The following is a 23,018-nucleotide window of genomic DNA, read 5'->3' as shown; positions in this document are numbered from 1 at the left end:
TCCCTGGCGCGCTGTCGGCAGTGCGACAAAGAGGCCCATGCGCTTAATTTACGCAGCCCACAAGCAGATGCAAGCCTCAGTTCACCTCACGGGGCAGGCACGGCTAGATCGGTGAGGCGAAACTGCACCTGTTCGCGGCCCTGATAATGGTCGATCGAAAGCCCGCCGGCAAAATGCAGCGGGCGATCGGTATTGCCAAGCAGGGCATCGCCGATCGGGGTGCCCGCAGCACGAAAGGCAATGGCCTTGAGCCGGGCGCCATCGCCCGAGGTCAGTGAAAAGCTGACATGGCCGCCCTTGCCGACAACCTGGGCGAACTTGGCGCGATGGGCTGGAAAGGCAAAGAGGGGCGAAGGATTGCCGGCGCCAAATGGCCCTGCCCGCTCGACTTCATGCACAAGTTCAAGCGTGGCGCCGCGGCTGGTGAGCGCGGCATCCACCGGCAGGCTCGTGGCGCGGCGGGCGGTGCCCACAGCGGACCCCAGCGCTTCAAAAAGGAAGGAGCGGAAGGGGCCGAGCTGGCCGGGGCGGATGGTGACGCCGGCTGCCATGGCATGGCCGCCACCCTTGGGGATGAGGCCGGTTTCCACCGCTTCGATCACGGCACGCCCCAGATCGACGCCGGGCATGGAGCGACCCGAGCCGGTGCCAGAGCCATCGGGCTGGAGCGCAATGGCAAAGGCGGGGCGCTCGAAACGCTCGCGCAGGCGGGCGGCAACGAGGCCGACAATACCGGGGTGCCAGGCGGCGGAAGCCAGCACTAGCACCGGCGGGCCCTCGCCAGTGCCGATCTCAAGCTCGGCGACGCGCGTGGCTTCTTCCACTGCTTCGATCTCGATGCGCTGGCGTTCATTGTTGAGCTCATCGAGCCGGGCAGCGATGGCAAGGGCGTGATGCTCGTCGGTGAGGGTCAAGAGCTCGGTGCCGAGCGCGGCATTGCCGATGCGCCCGCCCGCATTGATGCGGGGGCCGATCAGAAAGCCGAGGTGGTAGGGATTGAGCGGACCGTTCACTCGGGCGGCGAGCGCGAGGGCGGCAATGCCCAGATTGTCGCCGCGACGCGCGATCTGGAGCCCGCGCACCACAAAGGCGCGGTTGAGGCCCACCAAGGGGACCACGTCGCAAACAGTGGCGAGAGCGACGAGATCAAGGAGGCGCATCAGGTCAGGCAGACCGGTATGGCCGCGCGAGCGCAAGAGGCGATTGACGCCAACCAGCACCATGAAGGTGACGCCGGCGGCGCAGAGATAGCCAAGGCCCGAAATGTCGTCGGGACGGTTGGGGTTCACGAGGGCGGTAGCGGGCGGCAAATCGTGGTCGGAGAGATGGTGGTCGATCACCAGGACATCGACGCCGCGATTGCGGGCATGGGCGATGGGGGCGTCGCTGGTGGTGCCGCAATCGAGGGTGATGATGAGGCACGCGCCGCCATCGATCAGCTTGTCCATGGCCGCGATATTGGGACCATAGCCTTCAAAGATGCGATCGGGAATGTGCACCTCGGGAGCGGCGCCGAAATGGTGGAGGAACCGGGCCATGAGGGCGCAGGAGCAGGCGCCATCCACGTCGTAATCGCCGAACAGGGCGACGGGCTCGCCCGCCTCGATTGCCGCGACGATGCGCTCGGCCAAGGCGTCCATATCGGTGAGGGTCGACGGGTCAGGCAGCAGCTCGCGCACGGTGGGCTCGAGATGCTTTTCGGCGCCATCGAGACCCACGCCGCGCGCGGCGATGATGCGCGCGAGGATTTCGGAAATGCCGGTGCGCTGGCCGATGGCAGTGGCAATGCGCGTGGTGTTGGGATCGAGGCGATCAACCCAGGCGCGGCCGGACAGGGAACGGGAAACGTCGAGAAAGTGGCGGGGAAGCTCCAGCATGGCGCAGAGTTAAGCTATATTAGCGGCAATTTCGAGGGGCGAGCGGCCGGCGCGGCAAAGCGGCCCGTACGCCCGCCCGAGGCGGGAGCAAAGAGCAGACTTTCCGGGTAGCCCGGAAAGTTTGGTTCAACGGGCGTGGCGGGCGCGGATCCAGCGGACGGTCTGGGACCAGGAGCGCATGACGATGGTGGAGGTTTCCACCGCATTGCGGCTGAGGCGGATGCCATCGAGCAAGGTGCCGTCGGTGACGCCGGTGGCGGCAAACAGCACATCGCCCGAGGCAAGTTCGCCCGCATCGTAGATCCGGGCCGGATTGGTGATGCCCATGCGGTGGGCGCGCTCGCGCTTGGCGGGGGTATCGAGAATGAGCTTGCCCTGCATCTGCCCGCCAATGCACCGCAGGGCCGCAGCGGCCAGCACGCCTTCGGGCGCGCCACCGGAGCCGAGATAAATATCGACGCCGGTCTGGTCGGCATTGACGGCGTGGATGACCCCGGCGATATCGCCATCGCTGATGAGCTTGACGGCAACCCCGGCGGTGCGCAGTTCCTCGATCAGCGCGGAGTGGCGAGGCCGGTCGAGCACGATGGCGGTGATTTCGCTCAGCGGTACGCCCTTGGCCTTGGCCAGCGCGGTGACGTTTTCGGTGGCGGTCCAATCGATGTGGACGGTATCGGCGGGATAATCCGAGCCGATGGCGATCTTGTGCATGTAGACATCGCGCGCGACGTTGAGCAGGCCGCCGCGCTCGGCCATGGCGAGGACCACAATCGAATCAGGCTGGTTCTTGGCGCAAAGGGTGACGCCTTCGAGGGGATCGACGGCGATATCGACCTGGGGCCCCGCGCCGGTGCCGACGCGTTCGCCGATGAACAGGCGTTCGCATTCATGCTCTTCGCCTTCGCCGATGACGATACGGCCATCGATGGCAACGGTGGCAAGCTCGTCGCACATGCCCCCGACAGCGGCCTCATCGGCCGCTTGTTCATTGCCCTTGCCGCGCCACTGGGCCGCAGCGATGGCGCCCCGTTCGGTGACGCGAACGAGCTCCAGCGTCAGGCTGCGGTGAAGATTGGCCGGGCTCTCGGCCTCGACCTTGCTTAGTTTCATGCTGGCTCCCCCCGGGCCCTGTTCTTATCCCGGTGGGAGTGTCAGAGCATTTCGATCCGGATCAACTGCGGTTCACCCACTATGAACCCGTCAGCGGCGATCTGCGCAAGCGATTCACGCACATCCGATTCCAAAGTCCGCTGGGTGATCATCACCACAGTGCGGACAGGCGTACCGTCTTCGGCCACAGCCTTAACGCCAAGATCGGACCGTTGAATGACAGAATCGATGGAAATCGAGCGCTCACCCATGCGGGTGGCGATGGCGGCGAGGGCGCCGGGCACGTCCTTGGCGCTGAGGCGGATATAATAGCCGCCCTCATGGGCCCGCATGGGCGCCTGTTTATAGGGCATCAGCTCTTCGGAGGGCACGCCGAGCGGGGGCACGCGGGTGCCGCGGGCGATGTCGAGAATATCAGACAGCACCGAAGCGGCGGTGGGCGGGCCACCGGCGCCGGGGCCGGCCAGGAGCAATTCGTGGACGTGATCGGTTTCGAGCGCGATGGCGTTCATCACCCCGTCGACGCCCGCAATGGCCGAGCCCTTGGGCACGAAAGTGGGGTGCACGCGCTGCTCGATGCCGTCTTCGGTGCGCTGGGCAATGCCGAGGAGCTTGATCTTGTAGCCCAGCTCGGCGGCGACCTTGATGTCGTGCTGGGTGATGCGCGAGATACCTTCCACATGGATCTTGTCGGGGGCGATCTCGTAGCCAAAGCAGAGGGTGGCGAGGATGGAGAGCTTGTGGGCGGTGTCAAAGCCCTCGACGTCAAAGGTCGGATCGGCTTCGGCATAGCCCAGGGCCTGCGCGTCCTTGAGGCAATCGGCAAAGGAAATGGCCTCATTGCCCATGCGGGTGAGGATATAGTTGCAGGTGCCGTTCATGATGCCAAAGACCTTGGCGATGCGGGCCGAGCCCAGGCCTTCACGCAGGGTCTTGATGACGGGAATGCCGCCGGCAACCGCTGCTTCGAAGCCGAGCTGGGCCGAGGATTCTTCGGCAAGGCGCGCGAGGGCGACGCCGTGCTTGGCGAGGAGCGCCTTGTTGGCAGTGACGACGGGGCGGCCGATCTCGAGCGCGGCTTTCACCGCAGCAAAGGCCGGGCCGTCTTCGCCGCCGATCAGCTCGACGAAGAGATCGATGCCGTCGGATTTGGCCAGGGCCACGGGATCGTCGAACCATTCAAGGCCCGAGATATCGATGCCGCGATCGCGCGAGCGGGAACGGGCGGCAACGGCAGTGACGACGATCTGGCGGTTGAGCTTGCGCGTGAGTTCGGCGCCATCGCGCTGCAGGATGCGCACGAGGGTCGCGCCGACATTGCCGAGGCCCGCGACACCGATGCGCAACGGCGGGGCGGTTTCCCCTTCCCCGAATTCCTGCATGGCGCGCAGAATACGGGCGCGGGTTTCGCTGCGCGGTTCACGCCCTTCGCGCAGGTCGAACACAAACAGCGGATCGCCCGCCACCGTGCGCCCGAACCGGGTCGGGGTCCAGCCGCGCGCGGCAATGAAAGATTCAACAGACTGGCGGAAAGACTTGATATCGCTCATGGGCGCGCATCTGCATAGGAAATGACCTAGAGGTCAATAGGAGTTCACCGACGAGCGCTATCGGCGATTGCGCCGGCCAGTCCATAGGCAGGAATGGCGCCGAATGGGAGGCCCGGGTGGGGCACAGAATCTGCCCTGCTCGCCTTAACTTTGCCACACCGGGGACAGGACAGCATGCCGCACCCCTAGGTAAAACCGGAAAGGCTATTATTAACAAGCATTTGCGCCAATTGCAGTGTTCTTGACACCCGTAGGGGGCGCCACTATGTTGCGGCCACTTAGAAAAGGGCGCCCTGCCAAGTGCAGGTTCAAGCCGGCCAAGGGGAAGAGGCGGATGCAAGAGCCGCAAGATACCGAAGGTCGGCCCAGTGCTGCAGGGGTAACGCGCGATCTGGCATTGCGCATTGCCCAGGCCAGGCGGGAACGGGAGCGCGAGGACAACAGAGCCTCGCAGGACCATTCCAGGCAGATGAGCGGACTGGCGCGCGGCATGCGCATCGGCACCGAATTCGTCGCCGCCATCATGGTTGGTACAGGTCTTGGCTACCTGATCGACCTGGGATTGGGCTCAAGCCCCTGGGGCATGCTGATCCTGCTGTTGGTGGGCTTTGCTGCCGGAGTATTCAATGTCATCCGCGTGGTGACGGAAATGAACGCCGCTTCACCGCCTCCGCCGGGCTCCGATATGGGACCCGAGCCGGATGAGGAAGAGCGGATCGATTAGATGATGACGCGCAAGGGGCTCTCCATTGGCCGGTACTGATCCGATCCACCAGTTTGTCATCGAAGACATTTTTCCCATTGCCACGATTGGTGGCGATGGCACCCCCGGCTCGGGGCTGAATATCGCCTTCACTAACTCCTCGCTTTATATGGTGCTGGCAGTGGTGGTGATCACGGGCTTTTTGCTGCTGGCAACGAGCCGGCGCAGCATCATTCCCGGCCGGCTGCAGCTGGTGGCGGAAATGGGCTATGAGTTCATAGCCAATATGCTCAAGAGTTCGGCCGGCACCGAAGGCATGCGCTTCTTCCCCTTCGTGTTCTCGCTGTTTGCCTTCGTTCTGGTGGGCAACCTGTTTGGCATGATCCCCTATGCCTTCACCTTTACCAGCCACATCATCGTGACCTTCGCGCTCGCCATGCTGGTGATCAGCGTGGTGTTCATCTATGGCGTGATGCGCCATGGCCTCAAGTTCTTCAAGCTGTTCGCCCCCGCCGGCATCCCGACCCCGATCCTTTTCATCGTCGTGCCGATCGAAATCGTGTCGTTCCTGTCGCGTCCGATCAGCCTGTCGGTTCGTTTGTTCGGCAATATCCTGGCTGGCCACATCACGCTTAAAGTGTTCACCGGCTTTGTGGTGACGCTGGGTGCCGCCGGGTTCCTTGGCTGGATGGGCGCCATCCTGCCGCTCTTCATGGGCGTTGCCCTGACAGCACTAGAATTCCTCGTGGCAGCAGTGCAGGCCTATGTGTTTGCAGTGTTGACTTCGATGTATCTCAACGACGCGGTTCACCCTTCACACTAGGCGTTGAGTTTTTCCCCGGCGAACCCGCCAACTTCTTTGACCCCTCGAAAGGACTACCCAAATGGACGCTGAAGCCGCAAAGTTCATCGGCGCTGGTATTGCAACCCTCGGTATGGCCGGCGCTGCCCTTGGCGTGTCATCCATCTTCTCGAACTTCCTGACGGGCGCACTGCGCAATCCGTCCGCTGCTCCTTCGCAGGTCGGTAACCTGATCTTCGGTTTCGCCGTGACCGAAGCACTGGGCATCTTCTCGTTCCTGGTCGCCCTGATCCTGCTGTTCGTCGCCTAATCCAAGGCAGCACGACGCTGATGCAGCCGGGGCTCTAGACCCGGCTGCCTTTTCTCGACCGGCCGACCGCCGGTTTCTCCGGATCGAACGGAACCAAGCCGATGGCCACGCAAGCCTTCGCCCAAGAGGCGGAAACACCGAGCGAGCAAAACCTCGACACGGTTATTGATGTCCCCCATGGGGAGCCTGTGGAAGGCGCCACGGGGCATGACCCCGCTGCCGAACACCACGGCACCGAAGTGGGCGCCGATGCCCATGACACCGGCGTGTTCCCGCCCTTCGACCCCGCAACATTCCCCTCACAGCTGTTGTGGCTGGCGATCACCTTCGCCGCGCTCTACCTGCTGATGAGCAAGCTGGCCCTGCCCCGCCTCGGTTCGATTATCGACGAGCGCAAGGCGCGGCTGGATGCCGACCTGGCTGCCGCCGATGCGAGCCGCCAGAAAACCGATGCCGCCATCGCTGCCTATGAGGCGGCCCTTGCCGCTGCCAAGAGCAAGGCGCAGGGCATTGCCACCGAAACGCGCGAATCCATCCAGACCGAACTGGCCGCGAAGCGCCAGGCCGTGGAAACCGACCTTGCCGCCCACATGACTTCGGCCGAGGCGCGCATCGCCCAGACCAAGGCTGCCGCCCTCACCCAGGTCGACGATATCGCCGCCGAAACGGCGCAGACCATCGTCGCCCAGCTCGTGGGCGAAGTTTCGCCTGAAAGCGTTCGCGCTGCAGTCGCCAAAGTTGGCAAGGAGTAAGCAGCATGGAATGGATGGATAACAGCTTCTGGGCCACCGTCGCGCTGGTTCTGTTTTTTGCCGTGGCTGCCTGTTTCGGCATTCCCAAAACCATTGCCAAACTACTCGACGGCCGGATCCGGCAGATCGCCGATGAGCTGGAAGCAGCCAAGCGGTTGCGCGAAGAAGCCGCGGCATTGTTGGTGGAATATGAGCAAAAGCGTGTTGCGGCCGAAAGCGAAGCGGAGAGCATCATCGCCACCGCTCGGGAAGACGCCGTGCGCCTGACCAATGAAGCCCAGGCGTCGCTGGCTGAACTTGTCGCCCGCCGCACCAAGACGGTGGAAGACAAGATCGCTCAGGCAGAGGCCCAGGCCATTGCCGAAGTGCGCGCCCGCTCCGCCGATGTTGCCATTGAGGCTGCGCGCGTGGTGCTCACCGACGAGATGAACAATCGGGGCGGCCAGGTAGTCGACCGGGCGATTGCCGATGTGGGTTCGCGGTTGAACTAAGGCTTTTGCGGTTTGAAGTTTGAAGAAGGCGGGTTTTCGGACCCGCCTTTTTTGTTGTTTTGGACCGGGTGGGCAGAAGCCGCGGCTTGGACTCCAGGGCTAAATGCAGGACCAGCGGCTCTTGGGCTTCCCTCCCCCTTGAGGGTGGGGGTGCTGGCTCCTCCGCCCATTGGAGCCCTGTCGGAAGCGCCGGTAACCCATCGTGACCTCCACTCCTATCCATCCACCTGAACCCCCACCCCTGACCCCTCCCCTCAAGGGGGAGGGGAGGCAGGCTGATGGGGTGGTGCAGGATGGTCGATACTGCTGGCGCCCTACAGAGACGCCAGAGAGCGCCCAGGCGCCTGAACCCCCACCCCTGACCCCTCCCCTCAAGGGGGAGGGGGACGGAGGGGCTGGTGGGTGGATATCAGGGGGCGGCCGGTCAGCCTCAGCTCTCGATCGGTAGCTTGGCTTAGTTCGGAACCAGCGGCTCTCGGGCTTCCCTCCCCCTTGAGGGGAGGGATTGAGGGTGGGGGTTCGGGCTCTTCCGCCCAGTGGAGCATTGTCGGAAGCACCGGTTAATCCTAGCGCCTCCCACTGCTGCCGATCGGCCTGAACCCCCTCCCTTGGCCCCTCCCCTCAAGGGGGCGGGGAGGCAGGCTGATGGGGTGGTGCAGGATGGTCGATACTGCTGGTGCCCTACAGACACACCGGGGAGCACCCAAGCGCCTGAACCCCCACCCCTGACCCCTCCCCTCAAGGGGGAGGGGGACGGAGGGGCTGGTGGAGTTAGGCGGACCGAGGGGTTGCGCGTGGGTTAGGTGGGGCGGGAAGTGGATTAACCCCTGCCCTGCCCAAAATCAGGCGGTCAGGGGGACGACGTTGCCGGTGCCGGATTTGGTGCCGAGGAGCTTTTTGATGTTGCGGGCGGCCTGGCGGATGCGTTGTTCGTTTTCGACGAATGCCAGGCGGATATACTGATCGCCATATTCGCCAAAGCCGACGCCAGGGGCCACAGCGACGCCGGTCTCCTGGATCAGCATCTTGGCGAATTCAAGCGAGCCCATATGGGCGTACTGGGCGGGGATGGGCGCCCAGGCGAACATGGTCGCCTTGGGGACCGGGATGTCCCAGCCGGCGCGGGCAAAGCTTTCCACCATGACGTCGCGGCGCGCCTTGTAGATCTTGCGCACTTCCTCGATCACTTCATCGGAGCCGTTGAGGGCGGCGGTGGCGGCGACCTGGATGGGGGTGAAGGCGCCGTAATCGAGATAGGATTTGACGCGCGCAAGGGCGGCGATCAGGCGCTCATTGCCGACGGCGAAACCGACGCGCCAGCCGGGCATGGAATAGGTCTTGCTCATGGAGGTGAACTCGACCGAAATGTCGATGGCGCCCGGGATCTGCAGCACGGAAGGCGGCGGGTCCTTCTCGTCGAAATAGATCTCCGAATAGGCGAGATCGGACAGGATGAAGATGTCGTTGGCGCGGCAGTACTTGACCACTTCGGCGTAAAAATCGAGCGAGGCCGTATAGGCGGTCGGGTTGGCGGGATAGTTCAAGACCAGCGCGATGGGCTTGGGGATGGAGTGGCGCACGGCGCGATCGAGCGAGCGCATGAAATCTTCATTGGGATCGGCCGGCATGGAGCGCACGACGCCGCCGGCCATGATGAAGCCAAAGGAATGAATGGGATAGGTGGGGTTGGGCACCAGCACCACATCGCCCGGGGCGGTAATGGCCGAAGCCATATTGGCAAAGCCTTCCTTGGAGCCAAGGGTGGCGACTACCTGGGTATCGGGGTTGAGCTTGACCCCGAAACGGCGGCCATAATAGCTCGCCTGCGCCTTGCGCAGCCCCGGAATGCCACGGGAGGTGGAATAGCGATGGGTGCGCGGGTCCTTCACCACTTCCTGGAGCTTGTTCACGATGTGCTCGGGGGTGGGCATATCGGGATTGCCCATGCCCAGATCGATGATGTCGACGCCATCGGCGCGCGCCTTGGCCTTGATCGGGTCGATATGGGCAAAAACATAGGGCGGGAGACGGCGGATGCGGTGGAAATCTTCGCTCATGGAATCCTCGGGCGGTCCGGGGTGGGACCTTGCTAGCGACAACGCGCTGGGGCCGCGCAGTCTGCAACAGACTGGCTTATTGTCGCGGAATTATGGTTTGAACAGGGTTAAGCGTTCTCGAAGGGATCGCAGATTTGTTCGGCTCTTCCCGGCCAACACCGTGGCCCAGCGGGAAGAGCTAGCGGGCGTTCGCCGCTGCCCCGACCGTGGCGGCTGCCACGGGACTGCCGGCGAGCAAGGCTCCAACCAATGCAATCATGTGGGGAAACGGCATGACTCTTGCCCTTAAGATGCGACGTAGTTATGAAAACCGGCTAAAGGTTCGTTGTTCATAAATGCTGACCCGGGTATTGTAAATGGTCTGCCGCAGGCCGATTTCCGCACCACATGCAGCGGATGACGAGGTCCAATCTTGAAGCGCATAGCCTTGGTGACGATTGGAACGCAAGGCGACGTTCAACCTTACCTGGCCCTCGCAATCGCCCTGCAGGAGCGCGGTTACGAGACGGTGCTTGGGGCTTCCGAAGAGTTCAAGGACCTGATCGAAAGCCGGGGCGTCGAATTCCATTCCCTCGGACCCTCCATCCAGGCATTTTTGCAGCAATCGCGGTTCGAGAACGCGATGAGCCAATCCATGCTGATCAATGCGCCCGCGCTGTTGCGCCAGGGCCAGCAGATCGTGGACACGGCGGCGCGCCACGCCTGGAATATGTGCCAGGGGTGCGACGCGATCATCATCAACATGAATACCAGCTTTGGCATCGACATTGCCGAAGCGCTCAAGATTCCCGCGATCATGACGGCGCTGCAGCCGCTCAACTCGACCAGCGAGTTTCCGCTCTGCATGTATTATGTGGGCAATGATCTGGGGCCGGCGCTCAACAAGCTGTCCTATACGGCGGCGACCGTGCAGCAGGCCTATTGGAACCTGCCGCGCAACAAGCTGCGGCGCGAGCTGATGGGGCTAGATGCGCGGCTGATGGGCGGGCTGTTCACCAATACCGAAGGCACGCCGCTGACCACGCTTTATGCCTATTCGGAAGCCGTGTCGCCGCGGCCGCGCGACTGGCCCAAGACCGCGCTGGTGACGGGATACTGGCAGCTCAAGACGCATGACGACTGGCACCCCTCCCCCGAGTTCCAGCGGTTCCTGGCTGCCGGGGACGCGCCGGTTTATATCGGCTTTGGCTCCATGCCATTCGGGGCGGAGCGCAATACGCAGATCTTGAAAGAGGCCGTGCGGCTCTGGGGCGGGCGCGCGGTGGTGGCGCGCGGCTGGGGCGGGATCGACCCGTCCGATTTGCCCGACAGCATCTTTGCGTTCGAGAAGGCACCGCATGACAAGCTGTTCCGCTATGTGAGCGGCGTGGTGCATCACGGTGGGGCGGGCACGACCTCGGCGGGGCTGCATCTGGGCCGGCCGACCTTTGTGGTGCCACAGGCGATCGACCAGCCCTATTGGGGGCGCCGGGTTTATGAGCTGGGCTGCGGACCCAAGCCGGTGCGGCTGCGCAAGCTGACGGCCGAAATTTTGGCGGCGGCGCTGCAGGATCTGAGCACCAACGAGACCTATCGGCGCAATGCGGGCGAGATCGCCGAATTACTGCAGGCCGAGGATGGCACTGGCAAGGCGATCGATGTGATCGAGGGCGTGATGACCAACTACAAGCCGGTGCGCACCAAGCCGCGGCGCCCGGCGCTCAAGCTGGTGGGCTGAGGCGCGTTGCGAGACAAAGAAAAAGGGGAGGCAGCGGCCTCCCCTTTTTGTTGATCCCGGGCCTGTTACAGGCGCCGCGTCAGTGCACTGAGCGTCGCGGCCAACAGGGGAACGGCTAGCAGGCTCGCGCCCATGGCCAGAACCAGTGGGCCGGCCCCGGCATCCATCCAGCCGAGCCAGATCAGGAGGCAGGCCAGGGCTACGCAGGACAGGCCGGTGAGGCGGTGGACGAGGCGCCAGGCGCGTTCGGAGGCGATCGGCCAGGGCAGGCGCAAGCCGCGATAGGTGTGGCGCTCAGCCTCGAATAGCACTGCCGCCAGCACGAGCAGGACGCCAGCCAGCACAAAGGCGGTGGCGCGGAAAAAGTCGAGATCGGAGCCGACACCCTGCATCAGGAGGGCAAACTGGCAAGCCGTGGCAATGGCGAGCGCGAGGGTCAGGGCGGGATCGAGGATGTGGCGGGTATCGGCCAATTGCTTATTGGACAGGCGGCGACCGAGCAGCCAGAAGCCGCCCATCAGCGCCAGTTCAACCAGCGGGGCGACCGCCAGGGCGATGTCGCGCGGCCAGGCCCAATCGGCGGTGCTGCCCTGCCAATGGGCCACAAAGACATAGCCCTCGGGCACATGGATGAGGGCGACCCCGGCAATGGCCAGGGTGATGCCAAACAAAAGCAGGTGGAAGCGGGTAACGAGGCTGGGCATAACGCGGGGTCCGGAGGCCCGTCACATATAGGCCGGTGCGGGGAGATGGGAAGTGGGGATGCGGGGCCTTGGTGTTTGAAACCAGGTGGGCAGCGGGGCTCCACTCCGTGGAGGGGCCGGCACCCCCACCCTCTCAGCCATTCGAGCGCAGCTCTCATGGCCTTCTCACCTGAAATCGGTCCACCGGAGCCATTTCACCTGCGGCCGGTTCGAAGCCCCTCAAGGGGGAGGGAGGCGACAGTTCTGGTCGCTGTGCATGGTGACGCCGTTCCATTGGCGGCTCAGGTGCAGGAGCACAATTACCCCCTCCCCGGCCCTCCCCTCAAGGGGGAGGGAGGGCAGGAGCTGAGATGTCTGCGGGAGGAGGCACCGCAATAGAAAAGGGCCGGTTGCCCGGCCCCTTTCGTAGTCGCGAATGAAAAATCCGAAGCTTAGCGCTTGGAGAACTGGAAGGACTTGCGGGCCTTGGCCTTGCCGTACTTCTTGCGTTCGACGACGCGGGCGTCGCGGGTCAGGAAGCCGCCCTTCTTGAGCACGGGACGCAGGTCCGGCTCGAAGAAGTTGAGGGCCTTGGAGATGCCGTGACGAACGGCACCGGCCTGGCCGGACAGACCGCCGCCGGCAACAGTGACGGTGACGTCATACTGGTCGGTGCGTTCGGTCGCGACGATGGGCTGCTTGACGATGAGCTGCAGCACGGGACGAGCGAAATAGGCAGCGAATTCGCGGCCATTGATCACCAGATTGCCCTTGCCCGGCTTGATCCAGACGCGTGCAACGGCGTTCTTGCGCTTGCCGGTGGCATAGGCGCGGCCCTGCGCGTCGAGCTTCTGGACATGGACGGGAGCGGTGTTGACGGCCGGGGCAACAGTGGAAGTGCCAAGGTCTTCAAGAGAGTTGATGGTCTCGGCCATTACTTAGCCCTCACATTCTTGGAGTTCATCGCGGCAACATCGAGCTGCTCGGGAGCCTGAGCCTCGTGGGGATGCTCGGCACCCGAATAGACGCGCAGATTCTTGAGCTGGGCGCGGGTCAGCGGGCCACCAGGCATCATGCGGCGCACGGCGTTCTCCAGAACGCGCTCGGGGAAGCGGCCTTCCAGCAGCTCGCGGGCAGTCCGGTCCTTGATGCCGCCGGGGTAGCCGGTGTGCCAGTAGAAGCGGTGCTGATCGAGCTTGCGGCCGGTCAGCTTCACCTTGTCGGCATTGATGACGATGATGTTGTCACCCATGTCCATGTGAGGCGTGAAAGTGGGCTTGTGCTTGCCGCGCAGACGCGAAGCGATGATGGACGCGAGGCGGCCGACGACCAGCCCTTCGGCGTCGATCAGGAGCCACTTCTTGTCGATCTCGCTCGGTTTTGCCGAGTAAGTGGTCATGTTGATATCCTTAGAAAGCTATGCCTGCCGACGACCACTCAGGAGCGGTTTCCGACATGTTCGAGTGGCCGTGTAGTGGGAGAACGAGCCCCCGTCAAGTACGAATAAAATCGCCAACAGAAACAAGCGCTTACAGACGTGGTATTATATTACCGCATCGATTCTGCAAGACCGACTGAGACGGGGGCAGCCGTGCGCTGGACGCCAGCTGAGCGCGCGGCGCGTAGCAGATCGGCCAAGTATAGCGTTACCGCGCCCGCGAGGATGAACGCCACGGCCTGGTGGGCCACGGCAAGGTCGATCTGCACCTGAGACAGGAGGGTGGAAATGCCCAGGACTACCTGGAGCAGCACGATCACAGCGAGGCGCGGCAGCCAGCGGTGAACGCCGGCAAAGCCCCCTGCCCTCGCCTGCGCCCAAAGCAGCCAGACCATATACAGCACGATGCCGTAGGCGATCATGCGGTGGTTGAACTGAACGGTCAGGTTGTTCTCGAAAAGATTGCGCCAGCCCGGCTGCATGGCCCCAAGGCCGTTGGGAACAAGGGCACCGTCCATGAGAGGCCAAGTATTATAGCCCATGCCGGCATCAAGCCCGGCAACAAAGGCGCCGGCCGCGATCTGGATCATGATGAGAACAAGAAGCAGCCCGGCGCTCCAGAGGTGCTTGGCACTCACCTGCCCCGTTACCGGCCTTGGATCGATGGAGCGGGGCACATAGGTCAGTGCGATCAGCAGTACGCCGGCAGCCGTGAGGTGAGCGGCGAGGCGGTATTGCGACACCGAGGTGAGTTCCGTCAGCCCCGAAGACACCATCCACCAGCCCAGCGCGCCCTGAAAACCACCGAGCAGGAAAAGGCCGAACAGCGGCAGCGCCAGCGTGCGCGGCAGGCGCTTCTGGAACAGGAAAACAACGAAGGGCACAATGAAGAGGAAGCCCAGCACCCGGCCGAGCAGGCGGTGGAACCACTCCCAAAAGAAGATCATCTTGAAGTCGGCCAGCGACATCCAGGTGTTGTTGACCTGATATTGCGGGATCTGCTTGTAGGCTTCGAATTCTGCGAGCCAATCGGCTTCGGTCAGCGGGGGAATGGCGCCGGTGATCGGCTTCCAGCTGGTGATGGACAGGCCCGATTCGGTTAGCCGGGTGATGCCGCCCACAACCACGATCAGCAACACAAAGGCGGCCAGGCCATAAAGCCAGATGCGCACCGGACGCAGGCGATCGGCGGCTGGCGAAATGGCAGGGCTCAGTGCGGCATCGTGGACAAGAGTCACGGGTGTATTCCCGGTATCGTGAAAGGCTGCCGAGTGGTATGCCCGGCCATCCTTTCTCGCAACAGGCGCGTTGCCGCACATGACCCAGCGTAACCGCAAGTTGATCGGCATCGTTTTGCTGCTGGGGTCCATCGTGGCCTGGCTATGGCTTGGCACGGCGATCTATCTGCAACTTCCGCCGGACCTGCATCCGCTGGTGTTGATCGTTTATTTTCTGGTGGTGGGCATGGGCTGGTGCTTGCCGGCCATGGCGATCGTCCGCTGGATGGCCAAGCCCGACAGCGCTTAAGCGCCGATCTTGCCCAGCCAGGTGAAGAGCGCCCCGGTGGCAAACACATCCACATAGCGACGGTTTTGGAAGAGGCCATTGAGCGACACGCGTGGGAGCGCGTGGAGCGTCTCGGCGTGGTGCGGGTAAAGCCCGCCCGGCCGGGTGGTGACGCCCGAAGCAAAGCCGAGATCGCGGGCGGCGGCGAATTCGCGCTCCCCAGCCGAGGCCGGGCCCCCGATGGGATAGGACAGATGGATTGGACGGGTGCCGAGGCGTGCGGCAAGGATGTCGGCCGAGCGCGCCATTTCCTGGCTGGCGTCTTCGGGCGGGAGTTTGGCGAGCTCATAATGGTGCACAGTGTGGGCGCCGATGGTGCAAAGCGGGTCGGCCGCAATCGTCGTGAGCTCGGCCCAATCCATGATCAGCGCGCGGCAATGAGCGGCCAGATCAAAGCCGTGGTCGGCGGCGAAACGATGGAGCAGCGCGACGCGGTCGGGCTCGGGCATCTGGCGCATACGCCAGTAGAGGGCATCGTAGGCGGCTTGTTTCTCGGCTGTTGTCAGGGTGTCGCGCGGGGCGGGCTCGTCAGCGATGGCGATGCGGTTATTGGCGGCGATGATGTCCTCGATGGCCTGCCACCAGACATCGCCAGTGCCATCGACCAGGGCGGTGGGTACATAAAGGGTAAAAGGAGCCGCGTGGCGCTCGAGGATGGGCAGCGCGTGGTGGAGATTGTCCTTGTAGGCGTCGTCAAAGGTGAGAACGGCAAAGGGGCGGGTCTTGGCAGGGGCGGCCAGGCGCGCGATGGCCTCATCGAGGGAGACAATGTCGACCCCGAGGTCGCGCAGCCGCTCGATCACGTAGTCGAGGAAGGCGGGCTCGATCTGGAGGATCGCGTTGGGCGAGAAATCGGGTGGGGTTTCGGGCAGGACGCGGTGGAGCGTGAAGATCACGCCCCGCGCGTTCGACAGCGTACGCACAAGGCCCGGTAGCCGGGACAGCCACAAGGCCTCGAACATGGCCCGGATGGCGGTGTATTTGAGCGACATGGCGCGGTTCAGGCCGCGACACGTTCTTCGGGGAATGACGCGACTTCCACCAGCCCGAAACCGGCCTCCAGCATCTGTTCGCGGGTTTGCTCGATCTGGTCGACATTGTCGATGGAGGCGGTGACGAGGATAACCCGGCCATCGAGCGCCTCGAACATGGGCAGAGTGGAATTGGGTCCGGCGGGGCCGGTCAGCAGCACCACGACCTCATAGATGTCGCCCAAAGCTTCAACCAGGGTCACGGGCCTGGTGGAGCGGCGATCGAGCATCGGGGACTGGCCCCATGGCACTTCGGCAAAGCTGTTGTCGGCCGATTTGTGCACGACCTCGCCAAAGCTTGCCGCTTCATTGGTCAGATCGGACAGGCCGGGCTCCTCGGTGAGGCGGGCGCTGCCCGCATCAACCAAAGCGACGCTGAGACCCCTAGCAAGGGCGTCGCCCACCAGTTCCTCGGCCATGGCGGCGCTTTCGTCATGACCGGCGAGACCGGCCAAGATCACGAGGCGGGTGCGGCCAAGCGCGAGATCGGCAGCCAGGTCGCTGAAGGCCACGGTGTCGGGCAGTTTTTCATCGCGGTAGTGGAGGCGCGGCGTGTCCAGATGGGATGCGGCATAGGCGTGGGCCAAGGCGTCGGGAATGGTTTGCTGTTCGGGCTCGTCCTCGACCACGAGATCGGGCGCGACATCAAGCAGGGCGCGGCGCAGGCGGGCATGACCGTCTTCGGCGGAAACCTGCTCGGGGGCGGGAACGTCCGCCTCATCTTCGTCGCTCGCAACAGGCTCGGGCTCGGCTTCGTCGGCTGGCGGCGGCGCAGCGAGGACGGGAACCACCACGACGGGCACGAGGGGCTCGGCCTGGGCGACCACGGGAACCTCGATCATGACGGGCTCATCCTCGTCCTCGGCGTCCTCATCCTCATTGTCCTCGGCCTCGTCAGCGAGCGTGACGTGTTCGGGCTCGTCGGCAAAGACGGGCTCGGAATAGCGGTGCAGGGGCTCGTCGGCGTCGATCAGGTGCGCGGCTTCGGGGCCCAGTTCGGCGGTGGCGGGCTCGGGTTCTTCCCAGCGCTGGTCGGGCTCGAGCTCGGCTTCCTGGAAGGGGACCGCGTCGAGCTCATCCTGGTTGCGCTGCACGACGAGGGTGCGCGCGGGGGCGATGGCGCGGCCCGAGATCAGCTCGTTGAAGATGACGAGGCCCAGCTGGAGCAGCAGGGAAGCCAACCCCACCAGGATCAAGGTGAACTGGGTGCGTGGCGAAGAAGGGGTGACGGCGGGAGCGGCCATGGTCACCACCCGCACATCGGGGAGAGTCGAGTTGGTATCAGTGCGCGACGCGGCTTCGCTGTAGCGCTGCAGGTAGCCTTCGAGCAGATTGCGCTGGGCCGCGGCTTCGCGCTGGAGGCTGTCGAGGGTGACGGTGTCCTGGGTCGCGGTGGAGGCCGAGGTCTTGGCGGTGGTGAGATCACCACGGAGCGACGCTTCCACATCAGCTTCGATCTGGGCTTCCGCTTCGAGCGCTTCGGCGACGCGGCGACCCTCAATGGCGATCTGGTTGTTGAGCTCGTTGATCTGGGCGTCGGCGGCGCGGATATTGGGATGGTTGCCGAGCAGGGTCGCCGAAAGCTGGGCCCGCTCGCCCTGGAGGCGCGCCTTTTCCTGGCTGAGCTGCTGGATCACGGCGGAGTCGCGCACATCGGCGACGCCGTCGATGGGCTGGCCGCGCTCCAAGAGGCCGCGAATCAGGGCAGCGCGCGACAGGGCGGCGTTCTTGCGCTCCTGGGCGGCGTTGATCTGGGTCGCAATGGTGGAAAGCTGCTGGTCGACGAGACTGGTATTGTTGTTGCCAACAAAGAGGTCGTTGTCGACTTTGAAATTGGCGACGGCGGCCTCGGCTTCGGTGACGCGGCTGCGCAGTTTCTGGATCTCGGCATCGAGCCAGCCCGATGCCTCGGCGGTGTCGGAAAGAGACAGCTCGGCGCGGCGCGCCACATGGGCCGCGGCAATGGCATTGGCGATATCGGCGGCCCGCTGCGGATCGGTCGAGCGGAAGATCACCGAAATGATGCGCGAGTCGCGCTCCTGGATCACGGTCAGCCGATCATAGATATTGGCCAGGACGGTTTCATCGATGTTGTTGGGGGCGCTGGGGCGGCCCAGCATCTGGGTCAGCATGGCGAGCGGGGAAAAGCCGGCACTGCCCCCATTGAATTCGGCAACCGAGCGCAGACCGATCTGGTCGATCACGCGCAACAGGGTGTCGCGCGATTTGATCAGTTCGATCTGGCTGGATACGACCCCGGCTTCCGCGCCGGTCACCGAAGGAGCCTGCTCGTTGGCCGAGCGGGTATAGATATTGCTGCGCGGCTCAACCAGGATCCCGGCCGTCGACTCGTAAAGGCGCGGCATGAACATCAGGATGGCAAAGGTTGCGGCGAGCAGCACCAGGGTGACGAGGATGATGCGCGGCAGCCGCCGCAGGACTGCCCCGCTCAGCGCAGCCATATCGATCCGTGCGTCCTGCACGGTTTGCGCCTCATAAGACATCGCCTACCTCGCCCAAGTTCTGCCTTGTTATTGCGCCGGCGTGGTAAGCAATCCGTTAAGCTGCTCGCAAAGCGCGACCGGCAAGCGACGAACTAAGCAAAATCTTAACCATGGCAGGACAAAAGTAGCGCAACTCAAATGCCGAGATTTGCATGCGCTGGCTTCCAATACTTTCCATTGCCCTGGTGATGCCTCTTGCAGCCTGTGCAACCACACGCGACGCAACCTATCTGGTCGAGACCAAGGGGCCCTATCAGCTCGACACCGGCGATACTTTGCGCGTGACAGTTTATGGCGACGAACAGCTGACCGACACCTACCGCGTCGATGACAGCGGCTCGGTGGCGTTTCCGCTGGTGGGTCCGGTGCAGGTGCGCGGGCAAACCACCCAGACCGCAAGCCGGCGACTGGCCGGGGCGCTGGCCAATGGCTATATGCGCAACCCCGACGTGGCAGTGGAAGTGGCGGAATACCGGCCGTTCTTTATCCAGGGCGAGATCGGCAATTCCGGCCAGTTTCCCTATGTGCATGGCATGACCGTTCGGGCCGCGATCAGCACGGCGGGCGGGTTCAGCGACACGGCGGATCGCAACAAGGCGGTGGTGTATCGCCGCCAGGGCGACCAGATGGCCAAGGGCACGGTCGACCTCGACTTCCCAATTTACCCCGGCGACACGATTGTTGTGCTGGAGCGCTGGTTCTAGGGGTGGCGGGGCGCCAAACAGGCAAGCTGCGGATCCTGCAAGTGATGCGCGCCCCAGTGGGCGGGCTGTTTCGGCACGTCGCCGACCTGACGCGGGCCCTTGCTGAAATGGGGCATGAGGTCGGGCTGGTGGTCGACAGCCTCGCCAATGACGCGCAGACCGAAACCAGGCTGACCGCCCTCCTCCCTCATGCAAGCCTTGGCATTCACCGCTTCGCCATGCCGCGCGTGTTGGGCGCGGGCGACCTCGCCACGCCGCTGGCAGTGCGCCGGCTGGCGGGCAAGCTCGATATCGATGTGCTGCACGGGCATGGGGCCAAGGGTGGCTTTTATGCGCGGTTGGCACGGCTTGCCGGGGCAAGGGCCGCGGCGGTTTATACGCCCCATGGCGGAGTGCTGCATTTTTCCTCGTCCAGCCGATCAGGACAGGTGTTCCACCTGCTGGAGCGGGCGCTGCTCAGGCAAACCGGCGCCATCATTTTTGAGAGCGCCTATGCCAGGGCTACCTATGCCGCCCTGATCGCCGAGCCGAGTTGCCCGACCGTGGTGATTTATAATGGGCTGACGCGCGAAGAGTTCGTGCCCCTGCCCCCGGCGCCCGATGCGGCGGACTTCGTGTTCGTGGGCGAGCTGCGTCAGCTCAAGGGCATCTTTGTGCTGGTGGAAGCGCTGGTGGATGTGCGCCGCCCCGATGGATCGCCGGCAAGGCTGGTGATGGCGGGGGATGGTGGCGACCGGCAGGCGCTGATCGAGCGGATCGGGCAATTGGGACTGAGCGATCGCGTCGTGCTGCCCGGCGCAATGCCGGCGCGCCAGGTTTTTCCTCAGGGCTGGTGCGCGGTGGTGCCGTCGCTGGCGGAATCACTGCCCTATGTGGTGCTGGAAGCGGCGGCGGGGCAGCTGCCCGTGATCGCCACCCGCGTCGGGGGCATTCCCGAAATCTTCGGGCCGACGGCCGGAAGTCTCGTCGCACCCAACGATCCGCTGGCCTTGCGGGCAGCAATGCAGCAGGCGCTGGATCATCGTGAACAAGCGCAAGCAGAGATGGCAACGCGGCTCGATTTTGTCCGCCAGAACTTCTCGCTCGAGCAGATGAGCGGGCAGATCGAAGCCCTTTACCGCGGCCTGTTAGATAAGCCTTAGCGTCATAATTTCACTGAGTTTTCATTCCTTTTGACCCACACTGCTCCCTTCCCAGGGAGTAGTTGCTGCGCCATGTTTCGTGTCGATCCCCAACAGGCCGTGGTTGAACACGTCAATAAGGCCTTGGGAGAAACACCTGGCCCACGCGCGCTTTCGCCCCAGGCTGAAGCCATCATCGCCCAGCCGGTGGAAGGGGTGATCTCGGGTCCCGTGATCGTTGGCGTCGCGCAGATCATCGAAGCGCTGCTTTTGGCCACGCTGGGCTACGGCATTTATCATTTCTATGTGCAGCTCGATGAACCCGGCTTTTACGTACCGGTGATCATTGGCGCTTGCCTGTTGGCCAATGTGCTGTTCAACGCGGCGCGCACCCACCGCATTGCCGCCTATCGCACCATCTTCAACCAGATCAGCCGCGTCCTTGTGGGCTGGACGCTGGTGATGGTGGCGCTCACCGTGGGCATGTTCTTTTTCAAGGCCGGGGACATGTTTTCCCGCGTCTGGCTGATCGGCTGGTATGGAGCGGGCGCGGCAACGCTGATCGCTTATCGGCTCAGCCTGCGCGGGGTGGTTGGCTATTGGACCGAGCGGGGCCGGCTCAAGCGCCGCACCGCGATTGTGGGCGGTGGCGCCGACGCCGAAGTGCTGATCCGCCAGATTCGCGCCAGTGCCAACAACGACATCAAGCTTCTGGGCCTGTTCGATGACCGGGTGGATGATCGCTCGCCCGACACGGTGGATGGGTGCCCCAAGCTGGGCAAGGTGGCCGACCTCCTCGAGTTTGCGCGGCGCACGCCGGTGGATCTCGTGATCGTGTCGCTGCCGCTATCGGCCGAAAAGCGCGTGCTCGAAATGCTCACCCAGCTTTGGGTGCTGCCGGTGGATATCCGGCTATCGGCGCATATGAGCAAGCTCAAATTCACCAACAAGGCTTATTCCTATGTCGGGGATGTGCCGGTGTTCGACATGGCCGACCGGCCGATTTCGGACTGGAACCTCATCTTCAAGTGGCTGTTCGACAAGCTCGTCGCGCTGGTGGCGCTGATCCTCCTGTCGCCGGTGATGATCGCCACGGCAATCGCCATCAAGCTCGAAAGCCCGGGGCCGGTGTTCTTTATCCAGAAGCGGCATGGCTTCAACAACGAGCTGATCCGCATCTTCAAATTCCGCTCCATGCGTACCGACATGATCGACCAGAGCGCGAGCAAGCTCGTGACCAAGGATGATCCGCGGGTGACCAAGGTGGGGAAATTCATCCGCCGCACCTCGATCGACGAGTTGCCGCAGCTGTTCAATGTGCTGCGCGGGGAGCTTTCCATTGTCGGCCCCCGCCCCCATGCGCTGCAGGCCAAGGCGGAAAACCAGCTTTATTACGAGGCGGTGGAAGGCTATTTCGCGCGGCATCGGGTCAAGCCCGGGATGACCGGCTGGGCGCAGGTGAATGGCTGGCGTGGGGAAACCGACACGATCGACAAGATCATGCAGCGCGTGAACCATGACCTTTATTATATCGAGCACTGGTCGATCCTGCTCGATCTTTACATCGTGCTGCTGACGCCGGTCTCGCTGGTGTCCAAGAACGAGAACGCCTACTAGCCCGGCCAGATCGCGCCGCCGAGATAGCGCTCGGCGAGCTCGGCGGTGCCTTGGGCAAAGCCGGGCAAATGGGTTTGGGCGAGCTCGGTTTCGATATGGGAGCCGATAAAGGTCAACAACGCCATGCGGCGCAGCATGACCATGGAATCGATCGAGGCAATATCGGCCGGGGTGAGTGAGCGTTTCGCTGTGTAGGCGGCGAGCCAGGCCTGGCGCAGGTCGGGCACCGAAGCATGGGTTTCGTGAAACGAGATCGCCGCAGCGAAATCATAAGTGAACCAGCAAAGGCCGCAGTCATCGAAATCGATGAGGCTGACGGTGTCGCCATCCACCAAGAGATTGCCCAGCCGCATATCGGCATGGATGAGGCCGTAGCGTTCGCTCGATGTGCCATAAGCCGCAAGGCGGGCGCGCAGTTCGGTATCGAGTCGGTCGAGCAGCGGGCGGATGGCGCCGTCTACGCCTGGGGCTACGCGCCAATCGCCCCAGAGGCCATCGGGATCAAGAATGGTGGCGGCGTTCCATGCCTGGCGGACAAAGCCGGCGGGGCGCGGCCAGGCCAGCGCATGGGCATGGAGGCGGGCGGCATAATCGCCGAGAGTAGCGAACAGCGGCGTCAGCTCGGCGTCGATGGCTGGCTCGGTGCCGGCAATGAAGCGGAACAGCACGGCATTGCGCGATTCTCCCGCCGCCGTGGTGACGGTCTGCAAGAGGCGCTCATTGGCGCCCGGCACGGGTTGGGGCAGCGGCAGATCGGTGTCGCGCTCGAGGGCGGCGAGCCAGGTCAGTTCACTCTCGATGGTCACCGGGCTTTGATAGGCCGGGCGATGAACGCGCAGGCAAAACCGCTCGCCACCGGGCAGATCGGCGCGAAAAGTGTGGTTTTCGGAATGATTGATGAGGGTGAGGGTGGCCGTGCCGAGCTGCGGCCAGAGCGTTCGCACGGATTCGAGATCGCGCTGATGCAACGGCATGGCGGGTGTGC

General features: G+C 63.8%; 21 protein-coding genes. 10 read left to right on the top strand and 11 right to left on the bottom strand.

Going from position 1 to position 23,018, the window contains the following annotated elements; all coding sequences use genetic code 11:
* Positions 1–86 precede the first annotated feature (86 nt).
* The 3 genes from recJ to HRQ64_RS08120 all read right to left on the bottom strand — a co-directional run bounded on the left by recJ (position 87) and on the right by HRQ64_RS08120 (position 4,369).
* Positions 87–1,877, bottom strand: a complete 1,791-nt coding sequence (gene recJ / locus HRQ64_RS08130) for a single-stranded-DNA-specific exonuclease RecJ (RefSeq protein ID WP_172122919.1) — start codon at positions 1,875–1,877, stop codon at positions 87–89.
* 126 nt (positions 1,878–2,003) lie between these two features.
* On the bottom strand, positions 2,004–2,987 hold the full coding sequence (gene glpX / locus HRQ64_RS08125) for a class II fructose-bisphosphatase (protein WP_172122918.1): 984 nt from the start codon (positions 2,985–2,987) through the stop codon (positions 2,004–2,006).
* A gap of 41 nt (positions 2,988–3,028) precedes the next feature.
* Positions 3,029–4,369 (bottom strand): homoserine dehydrogenase, encoded by a 1,341-nt coding sequence (locus tag HRQ64_RS08120; protein WP_248305319.1) that lies wholly within the window; start codon positions 4,367–4,369, stop codon positions 3,029–3,031.
* Positions 4,370–4,871: 502 nt separating this feature from the next.
* On the opposite strand from HRQ64_RS08120, the gene HRQ64_RS08115 reads away from it, so the two are divergent.
* The 5 genes from HRQ64_RS08115 to HRQ64_RS08095 all read left to right on the top strand — a co-directional run bounded on the left by HRQ64_RS08115 (position 4,872) and on the right by HRQ64_RS08095 (position 7,595).
* On the top strand, positions 4,872–5,261 hold the full coding sequence (locus HRQ64_RS08115; RefSeq protein ID WP_127752554.1) for an AtpZ/AtpI family protein: 390 nt from the start codon (positions 4,872–4,874) through the stop codon (positions 5,259–5,261).
* 25 nt (positions 5,262–5,286) lie between these two features.
* The gene (locus HRQ64_RS08110) at positions 5,287–6,063 is read left to right on the top strand and encodes a F0F1 ATP synthase subunit A (RefSeq protein ID WP_127752553.1); all 777 of its coding nucleotides are present in this window, start codon (positions 5,287–5,289) and stop codon (positions 6,061–6,063) included.
* A 61-nt stretch (positions 6,064–6,124) separates the two neighbouring features.
* Positions 6,125–6,352 (top strand): F0F1 ATP synthase subunit C, encoded by a 228-nt coding sequence (locus HRQ64_RS08105; protein ID WP_127752552.1) that lies wholly within the window; start codon positions 6,125–6,127, stop codon positions 6,350–6,352.
* A gap of 101 nt (positions 6,353–6,453) precedes the next feature.
* A complete protein-coding gene (locus HRQ64_RS08100; RefSeq protein WP_172122917.1) occupies positions 6,454–7,104 on the top strand; it encodes an ATP F0F1 synthase subunit B in 651 nt (216 codons plus the stop codon).
* A 5-nt stretch (positions 7,105–7,109) separates the two neighbouring features.
* A complete protein-coding gene (locus HRQ64_RS08095) occupies positions 7,110–7,595 on the top strand; it encodes an ATP F0F1 synthase subunit B (RefSeq protein ID WP_172122916.1) in 486 nt (161 codons plus the stop codon).
* An 842-nt stretch (positions 7,596–8,437) separates the two neighbouring features.
* On the opposite strand, the gene HRQ64_RS08090 is transcribed toward HRQ64_RS08095, so the two are convergent.
* On the bottom strand, positions 8,438–9,652 hold the full coding sequence (locus HRQ64_RS08090; RefSeq protein ID WP_172122915.1) for an LL-diaminopimelate aminotransferase: 1,215 nt from the start codon (positions 9,650–9,652) through the stop codon (positions 8,438–8,440).
* Between the two features lie 412 nt (positions 9,653–10,064).
* On the opposite strand from HRQ64_RS08090, the gene HRQ64_RS08085 reads away from it, so the two are divergent.
* Complete coding sequence (locus HRQ64_RS08085; RefSeq protein ID WP_172122914.1) at positions 10,065–11,369, top strand: glycosyltransferase; 1,305 nt, start codon at positions 10,065–10,067, stop codon at positions 11,367–11,369.
* 65 nt (positions 11,370–11,434) lie between these two features.
* Here HRQ64_RS08085 and HRQ64_RS08080 read toward each other — a convergent pair whose 3' ends face one another.
* From HRQ64_RS08080 to HRQ64_RS08065, 4 genes are all read right to left on the bottom strand, one after another.
* The gene (locus HRQ64_RS08080) at positions 11,435–12,073 is read right to left on the bottom strand and encodes an SdpI family protein (protein WP_172122913.1); all 639 of its coding nucleotides are present in this window, start codon (positions 12,071–12,073) and stop codon (positions 11,435–11,437) included.
* A 431-nt stretch (positions 12,074–12,504) separates the two neighbouring features.
* Positions 12,505–12,987, bottom strand: coding sequence for a 30S ribosomal protein S9 (rpsI, locus tag HRQ64_RS08075; RefSeq protein ID WP_127752546.1), 483 nt, complete (start codon positions 12,985–12,987; stop codon positions 12,505–12,507).
* Complete coding sequence (rplM, locus tag HRQ64_RS08070) at positions 12,987–13,451, bottom strand: 50S ribosomal protein L13 (RefSeq protein ID WP_127752545.1); 465 nt, start codon at positions 13,449–13,451, stop codon at positions 12,987–12,989. The genes rpsI and rplM overlap by 1 nt, the downstream gene beginning before the upstream one ends.
* A gap of 149 nt (positions 13,452–13,600) precedes the next feature.
* Complete coding sequence (locus HRQ64_RS08065) at positions 13,601–14,728, bottom strand: COX15/CtaA family protein (protein WP_349236683.1); 1,128 nt, start codon at positions 14,726–14,728, stop codon at positions 13,601–13,603.
* 79 nt (positions 14,729–14,807) lie between these two features.
* On the opposite strand from HRQ64_RS08065, the gene HRQ64_RS08060 reads away from it, so the two are divergent.
* The gene (locus tag HRQ64_RS08060) at positions 14,808–15,017 is read left to right on the top strand and encodes a DUF2842 domain-containing protein (RefSeq protein ID WP_172122911.1); all 210 of its coding nucleotides are present in this window, start codon (positions 14,808–14,810) and stop codon (positions 15,015–15,017) included.
* Here HRQ64_RS08060 and HRQ64_RS08055 read toward each other — a convergent pair.
* Both HRQ64_RS08055 and HRQ64_RS08050 read right to left on the bottom strand, forming a co-directional pair.
* Positions 15,014–16,048, bottom strand: a complete 1,035-nt coding sequence (locus tag HRQ64_RS08055; protein ID WP_172122910.1) for a polysaccharide deacetylase family protein — start codon at positions 16,046–16,048, stop codon at positions 15,014–15,016. The two genes, HRQ64_RS08060 and HRQ64_RS08055, sit on opposite strands and share 4 nt — an antisense overlap.
* A gap of 8 nt (positions 16,049–16,056) precedes the next feature.
* The gene (locus HRQ64_RS08050; protein ID WP_172122909.1) at positions 16,057–18,591 is read right to left on the bottom strand and encodes a GumC family protein; all 2,535 of its coding nucleotides are present in this window, start codon (positions 18,589–18,591) and stop codon (positions 16,057–16,059) included.
* Between the two features lie 152 nt (positions 18,592–18,743).
* Between HRQ64_RS08050 and HRQ64_RS08045 the strand changes: the two genes are divergently transcribed.
* The 3 genes from HRQ64_RS08045 (at position 18,744) to HRQ64_RS08035 (ending at position 22,033) form a co-directional block, all read left to right on the top strand.
* Entirely contained in the window at positions 18,744–19,295 is a 552-nt protein-coding gene (locus HRQ64_RS08045; protein ID WP_172122908.1) for a polysaccharide biosynthesis/export family protein, read from the top strand.
* A gap of 44 nt (positions 19,296–19,339) precedes the next feature.
* The gene (locus HRQ64_RS08040; RefSeq protein ID WP_248307010.1) at positions 19,340–20,437 is read left to right on the top strand and encodes a glycosyltransferase family 4 protein; all 1,098 of its coding nucleotides are present in this window, start codon (positions 19,340–19,342) and stop codon (positions 20,435–20,437) included.
* A gap of 72 nt (positions 20,438–20,509) precedes the next feature.
* Positions 20,510–22,033 carry an undecaprenyl-phosphate glucose phosphotransferase gene (locus tag HRQ64_RS08035; RefSeq protein ID WP_172122906.1) on the top strand — a complete coding sequence of 508 codons (1,524 nt, stop codon included), beginning with the start codon at positions 20,510–20,512 and terminating at the stop codon, positions 22,031–22,033.
* Here HRQ64_RS08035 and HRQ64_RS08030 read toward each other — a convergent pair.
* The gene (locus HRQ64_RS08030; RefSeq protein WP_172122905.1) at positions 22,030–23,007 is read right to left on the bottom strand and encodes a phosphotransferase; all 978 of its coding nucleotides are present in this window, start codon (positions 23,005–23,007) and stop codon (positions 22,030–22,032) included. The genes HRQ64_RS08035 and HRQ64_RS08030 overlap by 4 nt on opposite strands.
* Positions 23,008–23,018: the final 11 nt, after the last annotated feature.

Origin of the sequence: Devosia sp. 919, from assembly GCF_013185965.1 — a bacterium.
In the GTDB taxonomy this organism is placed as follows: domain Bacteria; phylum Pseudomonadota; class Alphaproteobacteria; order Rhizobiales; family Devosiaceae; genus Devosia.
Note: the sequence above shows the minus strand (reverse complement) of the source record. Positions and strands in the feature narration are given on the sequence as shown.